8 protein-coding genes are annotated in these 14764 nt (G+C 61.6%); 6 read left to right on the top strand and 2 right to left on the bottom strand.

Features of this window, described 5'->3' with window-relative positions; genetic code table 11:
* The first annotated feature begins 229 nt into the window (after nt 1–229).
* The 5 genes from G5380_RS14270 (at nt 230) to G5380_RS14250 (ending at nt 9873) form a co-directional block, all read left to right on the top strand.
* Complete coding sequence (locus G5380_RS14270; protein ID WP_407959346.1) at nt 230–2485, top strand: patatin-like phospholipase family protein; 2256 nt, start codon at nt 230–232, stop codon at nt 2483–2485.
* A gap of 229 nt (nt 2486–2714) precedes the next feature.
* Nucleotides 2715–5312, top strand: a complete 2598-nt coding sequence (gene acnB / locus G5380_RS14265; RefSeq protein ID WP_421352845.1) for a bifunctional aconitate hydratase 2/2-methylisocitrate dehydratase — start codon at nt 2715–2717, stop codon at nt 5310–5312.
* 280 nt (nt 5313–5592) lie between these two features.
* Nucleotides 5593–7179, top strand: coding sequence for an EAL domain-containing protein (locus G5380_RS14260; RefSeq protein ID WP_005355079.1), 1587 nt, complete (start codon nt 5593–5595; stop codon nt 7177–7179).
* 162 nt (nt 7180–7341) lie between these two features.
* A complete protein-coding gene (locus G5380_RS14255; RefSeq protein ID WP_421209441.1) occupies nt 7342–8736 on the top strand; it encodes a D-arabinono-1,4-lactone oxidase in 1395 nt (464 codons plus the stop codon).
* A gap of 9 nt (nt 8737–8745) precedes the next feature.
* Nucleotides 8746–9873 (top strand): CobW family GTP-binding protein, encoded by a 1128-nt coding sequence (locus G5380_RS14250; protein ID WP_258721559.1) that lies wholly within the window; start codon nt 8746–8748, stop codon nt 9871–9873.
* On the opposite strand, the gene G5380_RS14245 is transcribed toward G5380_RS14250, so the two are convergent.
* On the bottom strand, nt 9858–12965 hold the full coding sequence (locus G5380_RS14245) for an efflux RND transporter permease subunit (RefSeq protein WP_421352844.1): 3108 nt from the start codon (nt 12963–12965) through the stop codon (nt 9858–9860). The two genes, G5380_RS14250 and G5380_RS14245, sit on opposite strands and share 16 nt — an antisense overlap.
* Nucleotides 12962–14062 (bottom strand): efflux RND transporter periplasmic adaptor subunit, encoded by a 1101-nt coding sequence (locus G5380_RS14240; protein WP_421209437.1) that lies wholly within the window; start codon nt 14060–14062, stop codon nt 12962–12964. The genes G5380_RS14245 and G5380_RS14240 overlap by 4 nt, the downstream gene beginning before the upstream one ends.
* 90 nt (nt 14063–14152) lie before the next feature.
* Between G5380_RS14240 and G5380_RS14235 the strand changes: the two genes are divergently transcribed.
* Entirely contained in the window at nt 14153–14761 is a 609-nt protein-coding gene (locus G5380_RS14235; RefSeq protein ID WP_158113360.1) for a TetR/AcrR family transcriptional regulator, read from the top strand.
* The last annotated feature ends 3 nt before the right edge of the window (nt 14762–14764 follow it).

Here is a 14764-nt window from a genome sequence, read left to right as displayed (position 1 = left end):
TGCTCAAAAGGTTGAGATTGACGACGCTCATATTAGCGGCAGCGCGGCGCTACCCATGAGGCTTGCAGCCCTTTATTTGCGGATTACGTTTGCGCTCACAGGGGCGGCGACTCGCCCCTTCGCCATGCAGCACAGGCGGGAGGCGGATTGACGGTTGCGCTAACTGCCGGGCCCCTTATAGTAGAGGCCATCCTTGGTGACTGACCCTCTGAATAATATGGAAAATATGATGCGCAGCTTAGGTGCGGGATGGACCCGTCTGCTTTTGGTGATGCTGGCGGCCTGCCCGCTGCTGGCTGTGGCGGCACAGGGGGAGCGCCCGAAAATTGCGGTGGTGCTCAGCGGCGGCGGTGCCAAGGGATCGGCCCATATCGGCATCCTCAAGGTGCTGGAGCAGAAACGGATTCCGGTCGACATCATAGTCGGCACCAGCATGGGCTCTTATGTGGCGGGGATGTACGCCATGGGGCTCAGTGCCGAGGAGGTGGAGCGCACTACCCTGGCCATCGACTGGAACAAGGGCTATCAGGACAAGGTGGGCCGCGACGAGCTGTCGTTGCGTAAAAAGCAGCAGAACGAGCAGTATCAGCTGCGCACCGATATCGGGGTGAATGGCGACACCACCCAGCTGCCGGACGGTTTTTTCCAGGGCCAATCCATGGCCAGCCTGCTGCGGGGGGCCACCTCCAACCTGCCGGTACAGGAGAGCTTCGACGATCTCCCCATTCCCTACCGCGCCATGGCGACCGACATGGAGACGGTCACCCCCTTTGTGCTGGATCACGGCAGCCTGGCCAAGGCAATGCAGGCCTCCATGTCCATTCCCGGTGCCCTCAAGCCGGTGGAGTGGGAGGGGCACATCCTGGCGGACGGCGGTAGCGTCAACAACATGCCGGTGGATGTCGCCAAGGCAATGGGGGCCGACGTGGTGATCGCGGTGGATATCGGTGCCAAGCTGCGTACCCGTGAATCACTCAAGTCAGGGTTGGCGATGATCGACCAGCTCACCACCTACATGACCCAGGTGGGTACCGACAAGCAGAAGGCGCTGATGGGGCCGAAAGACATACTGATCGCTCCCGAGTTTGGCGATATGGGGATCGCCGACTTTGCCCGCATGCCGGAGGGGATCAAAATGGGTGAGGCGGCGGCGTACAAGGCGTCGCTGCAACTCGATAAGCTGTCGCTCACCAAGGCGCAGTACAACGCCTATCGCAACCAGAAGCTGAGCCGCCGTGCCGAGCGAAGTGGTCAACCCGCCTACTTCATCGACAAGGTGGAGATCATCAACAAGTCGCGCCTCTCCGACGAGACGGTGCACGCCATGCTGAAGGTTCGGCCGGACAAGATCCAGACCAACGAGAGTCTGGAGGCTGGCATTCGCCGCCTCTATGCGCTGGAGTCGTTTGACCGCATCACCTATGAAGTGGAGGAGCGCGATGGGGAGAACGTGCTGGTAGTGGATGCCAGCGAGAAGAACTGGGGGCCTGGTTACCTCAACTTCCAGTTCGGTTTCACCGATGACTTCGAGAATACCTCCAACTACAACGTCGGCATGTCCTACACCCTCACCAACGTCAACGAGTGGGGGGCCGAGTGGTTGACCGAGGCATCACTGGGCACGGCCAAACATATCAAGACCGACTTCTATACACCGCTGGAGCCCTCCCAGACCTTCTATGGCGAGGCGAGCCTAGCCTATGACCAGACCCAGAGAAGCCTCTTTAATCCGGATCCGGACGAACCGATATTTACCTATCTCGATACCGAGTACTCCTTCTTCAGCGCCGATCTGGCGGTCGGCTGGAATCGTCAGCCCTGGAGCCGCCTGTCTATGGGGCTGGAAGGGCAGACGGGCAGTATCGAGATCAAAAACTTCAAAGAGCTGCAAGGGGATGCCACGGCGTGGGGCCCCTATGTCCGCTTTGAACACGACAATCTGGATAGCCGCTATTTCCCCTATCAGGGGGTGAAGTGGGATATGAAACTGGGCCACTCCCACGTCAGTGTGGATGGACTCGAGTCGGCAGATGGCCGCAGTGAAGGCTGGAATTATCAACTCTCCATGATCAAGCCCTGGTCATGGGACAGGCACAGCCTCAACCTGATCCTCGAAGGGGGTGGCTCGGGCAGTGAAGAGGTGGTGCCACTGCATATTCAGGATCTGGGCGGGCTGTTCCGCCTCTCCGGTTTCCAGCGCTACCAGCTGAGCGGTCGCTACAGCCTGTTTGGTGGCCTGCGTTACATCTATCGGGTGGCAGACAATGACTTCGGTGCCCTCAAGATGCCGCTCTATCTGGGCGGATCTCTGGAGCAGGGCGGGGTCTGGAACAAGGGGGAGGATATCAGTCTGGAGAGCTCGTTTACCGCCGGGTCGCTTTATGTCGGGGTGGAGAGCTTCCTCGGCCCTGTGTTCCTCGGCTACGGCATGGCGGAGGGGGGCAATGACGTCTTCTATCTGCAATTGGGCAGTACGTTCGAATAATGCCGAAATGATGCCAATTTGTTAACTCTGATTGATGACGTTCAATTAATTATCAAAAAATACCAGCCTGTTTAATTGGTTATGATTTTGTGGTGAATGAGTAAACAGGGTTTGGATTTTAATTAGTCGTTAAAACTTATATAGTGGGGAGCACCCTACGGGGTGTCCCGCAAGGACGATCGCCGCGAGCCTGGGCGAACCCCAAAAAAAGACCAAAGAGGAATTAGTCGTGCTTGAAACATACCGTAAACACGTCGCAGAACGTGCCGCCGAGGGCGTGGTCGCCAAACCTCTGGATGCAGAGCAGGTCGCTGCCCTGGTTGAACTGCTCAAGAACCCGCCCGCTGGCGAAGAAGACTTTCTGAAAGAGCTGTTGTCCTCCCGTATTCCCCCCGGTGTTGATGAAGCGGCCTATGTCAAAGCCGGCTTCCTCACCGCCGTCGCCAAGGGCGAAGCCCACTCTCCCATCCTGACTGCCGCCGAAGCTGTCGAGCTGCTGGGCACCATGCAGGGTGGTTACAACATTCAGCCGCTGATCGACCTGCTGGATCACGCCACTCTGGCGCCGCTTGCCGCCAAGGGGCTCTCCCACACCCTGCTGATGTTTGACTCCTTCCACGACGTGGAAGAGAAGGCCAAGGCGGGCAATGCCCACGCCAAACAGGTGATGCAATCCTGGGCTGATGCCGAGTGGTTCCTCTCCCGCCCGGAGCTGGCCGAGAAGATCACTGTCACCGTGTTCAAGGTGACCGGCGAAACCAATACCGACGACCTCTCTCCGGCACCGGACGCCTGGTCCCGCCCGGACATTCCGCTGCACGCCCTGGCAATGCTGAAAAATGCCCGTCCCGGCATTACCCCGGACAAGGATGGCGCCATCGGCCCCATCAAGACCATCGATGCCCTGAAAGAGAAAGGCTTCCCGCTGGCCTACGTGGGTGACGTGGTCGGTACCGGCTCTTCCCGTAAATCCGCCACCAACTCGGTGCTCTGGTTCATGGGCGACGACATTCCGTTCGTGCCGAACAAGCGTGCTGGCGGTGTCTGTCTGGGTGGCAAGATTGCCCCGATCTTCTTCAACACCATGGAAGATGCCGGCGCTCTGCCTATCGAAGTGGACGTCTCCAAGCTGGAAATGGGCGATGTGATCGACATCTACCCCTATGCCGGCAAGATCTGCAAACACGGCACCGAACAGGTGCTGGCGCAGTTTGAACTGAAAACCGACGTGCTGATCGACGAAGTGCGCGCCGGTGGCCGTATCCCGCTGATCATCGGCCGCGGCCTGACCGACAAGGCCCGCGAAGCGCTGGGGCTGCCGTTCTCCACCGTATTCCGTCGCCCGCAGCCGGTGGCCGATACCGGCAAAGGCTTCACCCTGGCCCAGAAGATGGTGGGCAAGGCGTGCGGCGTGAAGGGCATTCGCCCCGGCACCTACTGCGAGCCCAAGATGACCACGGTCGGCTCCCAGGACACCACGGGCCCGATGACCCGCGACGAGCTCAAAGATCTGGCCTGCCTCGGCTTCTCCGCCGATCTGACCATGCAGTCCTTCTGCCACACTGCCGCCTATCCGAAGCCCATCGACGTACAGACCCACCACACCCTGCCGGACTTCATCATGAACCGCGGCGGTGTGAGCTTGCGTCCGGGTGATGGCGTCATCCACTCTTGGCTGAACCGCATGCTGCTGCCGGATACCGTGGGAACCGGTGGTGATTCCCATACCCGTTTCCCCATCGGTATCTCCTTCCCGGCGGGCTCCGGTCTGGTGGCTTTCGCCGCCGCCACCGGTGTGATGCCGCTGGACATGCCGGAGTCCGTGCTGGTGCGCTTCAAGGGCGAGCTGCAACCGGGCATCACCCTGCGTGATCTGGTCCATGCCATCCCCTATGCCGCCATCCAGAAGGGGTTGCTGACCGTCGAGAAAGCGGGCAAGAAGAACATCTTCTCCGGCCGTATCCTCGAGATCGAAGGTCTGCCGACCCTGAAAGTGGAACAAGCCTTCGAGCTGGCCGATGCCAGTGCCGAGCGTTCCGCTGCCGGTTGCACCATCAAGCTGGATAAAGAGCCGATCATCGAGTATCTGAAGTCCAACATCGTGATGCTGAAATGGATGCTCTCCGAAGGTTACGGTGACCCGCGCACCATCACCCGTCGCATCAAGGGGATGGAAGAGTGGCTGGCCAACCCGACCCTGATGGAAGCGGACAAGGATGCCGAGTATGCCGAGATCATCGAGATTGATCTGGCCACCATCAAGGAGCCGATCCTGTGTGCGCCGAACGATCCGGACGATGCCCGTCTGCTGAGCGACGTGGCTGGCGACAAGATCGACGAAGTGTTCATCGGTTCCTGCATGACCAACATCGGTCACTTCCGTGCCGCCGGCAAACTGCTCGAGAAGTATCAGGGCGAGCTGCCTACCCGCATGTGGATCGCGCCGCCCACCAAGATGGACAAGGATCAGCTGACCGAAGAGGGCTACTACGGCATCTTTGGTCGCGTCGGTGCCCGCATCGAGATCCCGGGCTGCTCCCTGTGCATGGGCAACCAGGCGCGGGTAGCGGAAGGGGCCTCGGTGGTCTCCACTTCCACCCGTAACTTCCCGAACCGTCTGGGTAAAGGTGCCAACGTCTATCTGGCCTCTGCGGAGCTGGCCGCCGTTGCCGCCATCCTCGGCAAGATCCCGACTGTGGCGGAGTACCTGCAGTATGCCAAGGCGCTGGATGCCACTGCGGCAGACACTTACCGCTACCTCAACTTCAACGAGATCGCCTCCTACACCAAGAAGGCCGATGCGGTGATCCTGCAGCAAGCCGTTTAACGGAGTTCTTGCGCGATTTGCGCGATAAGAAGCCAATAATGCCGCTTATTTACGCGGCATTATTTATTTGTGTGTTATTCACCGTCTTTTTTGAAGATTGTTTGCACGATCCTTGCTAGAGAGATCCAACCACCTGTTTGGTGGTTCGTTTTATAAACGCTTTGGGTTATGTTGTTCGGTTATGTGCGGTAATGATGAGGCATCGTTATCGAGGGAAAGTGGATATCTGTTCACTGGGTGCTTGCGTTGGCAGGCCTGACGAATTGCGGCGTGGTTCTTTATGTTTCTGTTCAGGATCGATCTCTCCCGAACCGGGTTACGCTTCGGCGGTGCCTTGCTGGTCTTTACCCTGCCGCTGCTGGTGGGAGCTTGGCTCATCCACAGCAATTATGTGCAGGAGCTGAAAGCGGAATCCAGCGCCTCGGCCCACAAGGCCAGAACCCTGATGGAGTCGATGCTGGATCATGCGGAGCAGGCCAACCGCTCCGTGCTGCCTCTGGTGAATGCTCCCTGTCGCGACAACCTGCTGGTGCTGCGCAAGAAGGTCGCCATCGAGCCCTTCCTGCGTTCGGTCAATCTGGTGCGAAACGGCATCATCAATTGCACCTCGCTGTTTGGTGAGGCCAATGATGCCGATGACGGCTCCATTTACACCGGCCGCAAGCTGCTGCTGATGAGTGGCAACCGGGTGCGGCAAAATCACCCGCTGCTGGTAGTGCGCACCGAGCAGGGCAAGGATGCCGCCTTGAGCGCCATCGACAGTACCCAGCTCAGCTTCATGCTCTCCATGAGCGGAAAATCCAGTGCGCTCTATCTGCAGGTGGGGTCTGCCTGGCTCAATGAGTCGGGCCGCTATCTGAGCGAGGCGCCCACCCTCCATCGCGGGATCAGCCAGGCCCTCACCTCATCCCATTATCCTTTCACCATCCATGCCGGTTATGCCATGCCGGTCTACTGGAAGTCGCTGTGGGCCGCGCGGCATGTGGCGCTGTCGTGGCTGGCGGTTTCCTCGCTTTTGCTGGCCTGGCTGGTGTGGTGGGTGCTGGGGCGGCCCGGCTCGCCAACAGATGAGTTGCGACGAGCCCTGCGGGCCAGGGAGTTTGTTCCCTATCTGCAGCCGCTGATTGCCAGCCACGACGGCAAGATGATGGGCGCCGAGGTGCTGATGCGCTGGGAACATGTCAATGAAGGAGTGATCCGGCCCGATCTCTTTATTCCGCAAGCAGAGGAGTCGGGACTGATCGTCCCCATGACCACCCATATCATGAAGCAGGTGGCGACACGGTTGAACCGCTCTCAGGAGCAGTTGCCCGATGGGTTTCATATCAGCTTCAACATCAGCGCCGCCCATTGCCACGATTTTGCCCTGTTGGCCGAGTGCCGCGCCTTTCTCGGTCACTTCCTCCCCGGCAAGGTGGTACTGGTGCTGGAGCTGACCGAGCGGGAGCTGCTGATGTCAGATCCCCAGACCCTCTCCCTGTTCCGCCAGCTGGACGAGATGGGGGTCAAACTCGCCATCGACGACTTTGGTACCGGCCACTCCAGCCTGGCTTACCTGCAGCAGTTTCATGTGGATTACCTCAAGATCGACAAATCCTTCATCGCCCGCATCGGTACCGAGTCGCTCTCGGAGCATATCGTGGACAATGTGATCGATCTGGCGACCCGGCTCGGTCTGGCGCTGGTGGCGGAAGGGGTGGAGAGCGAGCGTCAGGCTGACTACCTCAGGGCCAAAGGGGTCGACTATCTACAGGGATACCTGTTTGCCCGCCCCATGCCGCTGCGCCAGTTCTGCGAGGAGCTGCTGCCGGAAGAAGCACAAACCCGCCAGCCAGATGGGGTGCGAGGCATCCCGAACGCCACCTGATCTATCGGTGACAGACGGGCGGCCACGCTCCCGTCTGGCAGGGTAGGGGAGTGCTCTCCCCCTATCCCCCCTCTAGTGCAGGGGCTTGTTTTCCATGCCTTGTGGCTCACTTTTCGGTAGAATCGGCGCTCATTTTGACGTCAGTAAAAGATGAGGCGCGGTATGACGGTTCAGTTCCAGGCATTTCACAGCATCAAGGCGATCGGTAATCGGGAGGTGCTGTTCAACTGGTCGAGAACCAATCCCCTCGGGGCGCTGGATCAGGTGTGGCGCCCGAAAAACCGCGACGAGCTGCAGGCGCTGCTGCGGGAACACCCCGAGCGCAAGCTGCGTCTTATCGGCTCCGGCCTCTCTTTTGAGCCCATTCACAGCGTCTATACCGAGGGCAGTCAGGCACTGCTGGTGGACTTGCACCACCTGCGCGGCCAGTTGGCGAAAACCGCCGATACCGTGACCTATCAGGCGGGGACGCCGCTCGATACCGTTTATGCCGAGCTGATCGCCATGGAGCGGATGCTGCCCGCATCCCCGGGCGTTATCGGCATCCAGACCCTGGGCGGCGCCCTCAGCACAGGTACCCACGGTCAGGGGCTGCACCAGTCTGCCCTCTGCGATGTGGTGGAGGCGATGACGGTGATGCTGGCCAATGGCGACATCATCCGGGTGGATCGCACCGATCCGCGCTTCGGCGCCTTCGTGATGGGGATGGGGATGCTCGGCATCCTGCTCGACGTCACCCTGCGCACCGTGCCAAATCGCATCATGCGCTGCACCAAGTTCACCACCGACTACCCCTTCCTGCTGGAGCACAACGAACGGCTCAACCGCGAGCACGGCTTTGTGAAGAGCTGGTGGTTTGCCTGGACCGGCGAGAGCCACATCTGGCTGGTGGATCCCGCCTCCGATGACGAGGTGGCCCGCTACCGCGCTGGCGGCAGCGAGCCGCTGCTGCTGGATGGCGATATCGACGCCCGCATGAACGCCACCATTGATGCCACCTTGCAGAAGATGGCGAAAGATACCAAGGATGAGGCGCTGGCCGGTGAGCACTTCGAGACGGTGCGCCGCTTCAAGGATGCCTCCGATCTGGTGGGCAACGTCTACCAGATCCTCTGCAAGGGGATCCCGGCACCTCAGATCAACTGTGAGGTGGCGGTGCCGCTTCATCGGATGAACGAGGCACTGGAGACCCTGCAGGCCTGGCAGCAGGCCAACCCGGGCGTGCTGCACTACCCCTTTATCCTGCGCTGTACCGGCCCCTCTGAGGCCTGGCTCAGCGCCGCTTATGGCCAGCCGGTCTGCTGGATCGGTTTTCTGGTCTATCTGGCGGCGGACGGCACCTTCGTCAACGGCTCCATGGAGCAGATGCGCGAGCTGCAACAACTGCTGGTGCCGCTCGGCGGCATTCCCCACTTCGGCAAACATCTGGCGATGGATCTCTACGACTTCCCGGCCCTGCTGCCGCGCTGGAACGACTTCGTGGCGTTGAAAGCCGAGCTCGACCCCTATGGCCGCTTTGAAAACCGCTGGCTCAGCGACCTGTTTGCCAACCGGTAAGGATCTGACATGACCGATATGCAAGATACCCGTATCCCAGTGACCCTGCTGACCGGCTTTCTCGGTAGCGGCAAGACCACCTTGCTCAATCACTGGGTCAAGCAGCCGGAGCTTGGTGAGTGCGCCGTGCTGATCAACGAGTTCGGCTCGGTGGGGCTGGATCACCATCTGGTGCAACAGGTGGATGAGCAGGTGATGCTGCTCGACTCCGGCTGCATCTGTTGTTCGGTGCAGGGCTCTTTGGTGGAGGCGTTGCAGGGGCTCTTTATGAAGGCCATCCAGCGCAAGATCAAACCGTTCAAGCGGCTGATTATCGAGACCACTGGCCTCGCCGATCCGGCCCCCGTGCTGTTCACGTTGAGGGAAGAGGGCTTTATTGCCCAGCGCTACCGCTTCGATGGCACTGTCACCGTCGTGGATGCCGGCCATATCGAGCAACAGCTGGCGGCTCAATATGAAGCGGTGAAACAGGTGGCGCTGGCGGATCTGCTGGTGGTGAGCAAAGGCGATCTGGTGGATGACGAGCAGCTGGCACGGGTCGAAGCCCAGTTGGCGGCACTCAATCCGGCGGCCCCGATCCAGCAGGTGACCAATGGTGAACTGTCGCCAGCAGTGCTGGAGAAGCTCGGCGTCTACAACGAAGCGGCAGGGCGCGATGTGCGCCAGCTGCTGGCCTGGCTGCGCACCGAATCTCCCAAGCAGGGGCTGGCGTCACCGATGCAGCCGAAGATGCAACCGTTCGCCGCCAAGGTGGGCACAGCTGCGCCCACCCACTTCGAGCACGGCAACATCGAGAGTTTCTCCCTGCGTATCGGCGAGCCGCTCAAACCCTCTCGCTTGCTGGCCGCCATCGATGCGGTGCAGGCCCAATATGGCGATGCCCTGCTGCGCCTCAAGGGGATTTTGCAGCTGGAAGGGGAGAGCCAGCCGGTGGTGATCCACGGCGTCCACGGCCAGCTCTATCCGCTGCAGGCGCTGGGCGACTGGCCGGAGGGCAAGGCCCAGTCCCGACTGGTGTTTATCGTGAAAAGTCAGGACAAGGCCGGTATCGAGCAGCTCTTTATGGCGACCCTCAAGGCCCCCGAGCCCACTCTGGAAGAGCGGCTCAAAGCCATGCTGGGTCAGCCCGACAACTGATCTTGCGCGTTGCAGCTCTCCTGCATCAGGTCAGGACGGCGACGGTTGAACAGCACAAACGCCACCGGCACGAAGTAGAACGAGAGCAGGGTCGCCAGCGCTGTGCCACCGGCGATGGCGATGGCAAAGGGGGGCCAGAAGCCGCCGCCCCCCAGCAATAGCGGGATGAAGCCGCCCACCGTGGTGATGGTGGTCGAGACGATGTGGCGGCTGCAACCGGCCACCAGATCGCGGATCTGCGGCAGATTGCCCTGTTGTGCCAGCGGGTCTGCCCTCAGCTCGGCCAGAATGACGATGGCGGCGTTGATGGCCAGCCCCATCAGTCCCAGCAGGGCGATGATCACCGTAAACCCGAAGGGGTACCCCAGTAGCCAGACCCACAGCAGCCCGAGCCCAGCCGACTGGATCGCCACCAGGGTGACGATGCCTGCCAGCCGGAACGAGTTGAAGCTGAGCACCAGCACGGCCACCAGCAGCACGGCGACCAGGCTGACGTGCGCCATCAGATTGCCCACCGATTCATCCCGCTTGGCGGCTTCCCCGCCAAACTCCAGTCGATAGCCCGGCGGCAATGCCAGCGCCTTGGCGGCCAGCCTCTCTTTGACCTGCTCCAGCACGGTTTGCGGCAGTACGCCGACCGCCAGATAGGCCTCCAGCACATTGACCCGCTCACCATCCCGGCGGCTGATCTCCCCCCAGCTTGGCAGCAGCTCGGGAGTGGCCAGCGCCCGCAAGGTGAGATTGGCTGCCCCTTGCTGGCCGGTGCCGGTGAGCGACAGCGGCACATTGAGCAGCGCATCCGGATCCTGACGCAAGGGCTCGGCCAGCCGCACCCGAACCGGGATTGACTCGGTGCCTTCCAGCACAGTGCCGCCCAACCTGCCATCCAGTGCGCCCGCCAGCCGGGAGGCAACATCGGTCAGGCTCATGCCTGCCAGTCGGGCTGCCTCCTCATCGACCTGCAACCAGAGTTTGGGTGCCCCTGCCTGCAAGGTGGCGCGGGTCTGCACCACGGCCGGGGTATTGGCGAGCAGACTGCGCAGCTCCTCTCCCAGACGGTGTAGTTGTTCAAGGTCGGGGCCAAACAGCCGCAGCTCGACCGGGGCATTGAAAGGTGGCCCCTGTTCCAGCTTGCGCACCAGGATCTGCGCTTCGGGAAATGTTGCATCGAGCCGCTGCTGCAGTTGTGGAATGAGCCGCTCGGCAGCATCGGCATCCTGCAGAGTGATCATCCCCTGGGCGTAATCGGCCCGCCCCTGTTTTCTGGGCACCAGGTTGTAGTAGAAGCTGGGGGCGTTGTCGCCCACCACCCAATCCTGACGAATCAGCTCGGGGAGACTGGCCAGCTCGGCGGAGATCCCCAGAGCCAGCTCGCGGGTGCGCGCCAGGCTCGCCTGTGGGGAGAGGCCGGCCTCGATGTGGATCATGTCCCGGTCGGCAGGGGGAAAGAACTGTTCGGTGAGGCGGCCCGCCACCCAGAAACCGAGCAGGGGCAGCAGACTGACCAGCAGCAGGGTACGCCAGGGGTGAGCCAGCGCCATGGCGATGCTCTGCTGGAAACGGGCGCTCACCCGGGGCAGGTGCAAGCCATCCTGATACCAGCGCCCCCCCTGGTCACTGCCAATCCAGCGGGCTGCGAGGCCAGCCACTAGGGTGTGGGCGATGAGGTAGGATCCCAGCAGCGAACAGATCACCGCCCAGGCGATGCCGCCGACAAACTCGCCCGCCGGGCCCGGCATCAGAATGATCGGCATAAAGGCGAGCATGGTGGTGAGGGTGGAGCCCAGCAGTGGCAGCCAGAGGTGGCCGATGGCTTCCAGTGCGGCGGCACTCATGGCCATGCCGTGGCGGCGCTGATACTGCACCCGATCCGCCATGACGATGGCGTTGTCCACCATGATCCCGAGCGCCACCACCAGACCGGTGACCGACATCTGGTGAATGGGCAGATTGATCAGGTTCATGCAGGCGAAAGAGAACGCCACGGTAAGCGGCAGCGACAGGGCCACGATAATGGCGGCCTTGACTCCCAAGGTCACCAGCAGCACTGCCACTATGATGAGGAAGCCCTGCACAATGTTGAGCAGCAGGGTATCGAGCCGCTGATCGGTATAACGCTGCTGATCGAAGCTGGTGACGAGGCCGATATTATCCGGCAAGTCCTGTTGCAGCTTGGCCAGCATTGTATCGACCCGTGCCGACCAGAGGTCGATGCGGTGATCCTGTGCCATCCGCAGGCCGACCACCACGGCCCGTTCACCATTGGCAAAGGCCAGCTGACTCTCCGGCTGGTGCAGGGTACGTCTTACCTCGGCCAGATCGCCAAGGCGCAGGGTCTGGCCCTGCTCGCCGGTACGCAGCGGGATCTGGCGGATCCGCTCCAGGGTATCGAGGGCGCCGCGGATCTCCACCTGAAAGCGATTGTGGCTGCCCTGCAACTCTCCGGCGGTTACTTTGGCATCGGCACCGCTCAGCGCCTGGGCAAGCTGTTCGCCACTCATGCCGCTGGCACTGAGGGCGAGGGGATCGAACCGCACCTCGATCTCCTCCTGTGGTGTCCCGACCCGCTCGACGTATTCGGTGCCCGGCAGCTGGCGAGCCCGGCGTTCCAGCTCGGCGCTGTAGCGGGCGAGGCGATCCAGCTGCGGCTGGCCCGGCCCGCGCCAGACCACATTGACCAGCCGGGTGAAGGGGTAGCCCTTCTCGTCATCCAGCTTGGGGGCACTGGCGCCTGCTGGCAGTCCGGCGGCCAGATCTGCCAGCCGGTCACGAACTCTGGACCAGACAGGCTCGACATCGCTGACCTCATCCTTGAGCTCCAGATTGATGATGGAGAGACCGGGGCGAGAGCTCGACTCGATCAGCTTGATCTCGCTCTGGGCCCGCAGCCGGTTCTCGATGGGCTCGCTCACCAGCGCTTCCACCCGTTCGGCGCTGGCCCCGGGGAAGTGGGTAACCACGCTGGCAAAACGGCTGGTGAGCTGGGGATCTTCGGTTCTGGGCAGGGTCTGCAATGCCGCAAGGGCGGCCGTCAGCAGCAGTGCGACCGTCAACAGCAGCAGGCGGCCATTCTCGATAAACGGGCGGATCATGACTGTGGCTCCGGATGCGCCACCTGATGATCCACGCTGGTGGTCAGGGTGACCTGCTGGCCCGGCACCAGTTTATGCAGGCCATCGGTCACCAGCTGTTCTTGTCCGTTCAGGGCACCACTGATCCAGGCTCGTTCGCCATCTTGCTGCAGCAGGGTGACGTCCCGACTGACTACTCGGGGTGGCGTTTCGTCGTTGAGCAGATAGAGGGTCCAGCTGCCGCGCAATCCCTGGGTCAGCGCGGTGAGCGGCACCTCGTAAGCACGGGTGGGCTCGCGGGTCTGATGCAACAGGGTGATCAGTTGCCCCTCTGCCAGTTGTTCGCCGCCCCGGGTCAGCTGGAAGCGGGCGGTGCGGGTGTGGGTCTGCCCGTCCACTTGTACCCCCAGATTAAGCAGGCGCCCCTCCAGTGATTGCACACCGCTTTGCAGGGGGTAGCGTTGGCCGACGATCAGGGTCTCGGCCTGTTTCACCGGCACGCCGATATCGGCCTCCCACTGGCCGCTGCGGGTCAGGGAGAAGAGAGGCTGGCCTGCGGCCACCACGGCCCCCAATGCCTGCTCGCGGCTGACCACAATCCCGTTGAAGGGGGCGCGCAGCTGTGATTTCTCCTGTTTGACCCGGTTGGCTTCGAGGGCGGCGGCCAGCTGGTTGGCGCTTGCCTCCAGCATGCGGACTTTGCCTTGCTGTTCATCCAGCGCCTGACGGGAGCTGAACTGCTGCTGGCGCAGGGCGGTGAGTCGATCGAGCGTCTGCCGGGCAAGGGTCAGCTCGGCCTCGTTCTGGGCGGCCCGGGCGGCCAGCTCTTTGGCTTCCACTGCCAGCAGCCGGGTGTCCAGTGTGGCGAGCAGTTCGCCGGCCTCGACCGGCTCTCCGCGTCCCTTGTGCAGAGTGGCGATCCGCCCTGCCAGCTCGAAGCCTATCTGGCTGTGCTCGGGGGCGATCACCCGGCCATTGAAGCGGTGCAGCACCGGGTAGTGATCGCTGGCTTGCAGCGGCTGGGCGATCACCCGGGTCAGGGCGGGTGTTTCTTCTGACTCAGTGACCGGGCTGCAGCCACTCAGTAACAGCGCCAGCAGGATTAAGCAAAGTGTCATGACATCATCCTCTGGTTGACATAACATCAAATCACACCGGTGAGTCTAGTTTTTCGAAACTAGACTGTCCAGTTTGATTGTGGAGGAAAAATGAACATTTCACCCCGTAGTCAGCAGAAGCGGGCTGCGATCCTCGATGCTGCCGGGCGGCTCTTCTGTCAGCACGGTCTGCATCTGGTCAGCATGGACATGGTGGCCAGTGAAGCGGGCGTCTCCAAGCAGACGGTCTACAGCCATTTTGCCAACAAGGAGTCGCTGTTTGCCGAAGCGGTGGGCAGCAAGTGCGTCAGCAGCGAGCTGATGCCGGAGGTGTTGCTGCGTGGCAACAATGTGCGGGAGAGCCTGATTGCCTTTGGTCGCAGCTTTCGCAAGTTGATCCTGAGCGATGATGCCATCAATATCTTTCGCACCTGCATCAGCTGCAACGATGCCCAGCTGGCCACCCTTTTTTTCGAAGCGGGCCCGCTCTATGTGACCGAGATGCTGTCCAACTGGCTGGAGCAGCAGAAGCAGCAAGGCCTGCTTTGCCATCAAGACAGTGAACAGGCCGCCATGCAGCTGTTGCTGATGTGGCAGGGCAAGGAGCGAATGCTCCGTGAGCTGGGTCTGCCGTTGACCCAGAGCGCTGCCGAGCAGGATGCCTGGACCCTGAGTTGTGTCGATCTCTTCCTGACCGCCGCCGCTCCCCCGCAAAAATAATGG

The sequence above is a fragment of the Aeromonas sp. 604443 genome (assembly GCF_049170315.1).
GTDB lineage: Bacteria > Pseudomonadota > Gammaproteobacteria > Enterobacterales > Aeromonadaceae > Aeromonas > Aeromonas veronii_A.
This window is presented reverse-complemented; position numbering and strand designations above follow the sequence as displayed.

Excerpts from the sequence above, each read along its gene's own strand:
- G5380_RS14240 (WP_421209437.1), bottom strand. The coding sequence starts at position 14,062 with ATGACACTTTGCTTAATCCTGCTGGCGCTGTTACTGAGTGGCTGCAGC.
- G5380_RS14270 (WP_407959346.1), top strand. The coding sequence starts at position 230 with ATGCGCAGCTTAGGTGCGGGATGGACCCGTCTGCTTTTGGTGATGCTG.
- G5380_RS14260 (WP_005355079.1), top strand. The coding sequence starts at position 5,593 with ATGTTTCTGTTCAGGATCGATCTCTCCCGAACCGGGTTACGCTTCGGC.
- G5380_RS14245 (WP_421352844.1), bottom strand. The coding sequence starts at position 12,965 with ATGATCCGCCCGTTTATCGAGAATGGCCGCCTGCTGCTGTTGACGGTC.
- G5380_RS14255 (WP_421209441.1), top strand. The coding sequence starts at position 7,342 with ATGACGGTTCAGTTCCAGGCATTTCACAGCATCAAGGCGATCGGTAAT.
- G5380_RS14235 (WP_158113360.1), top strand. The coding sequence starts at position 14,153 with ATGAACATTTCACCCCGTAGTCAGCAGAAGCGGGCTGCGATCCTCGAT.
- G5380_RS14250 (WP_258721559.1), top strand. The coding sequence starts at position 8,746 with ATGACCGATATGCAAGATACCCGTATCCCAGTGACCCTGCTGACCGGC.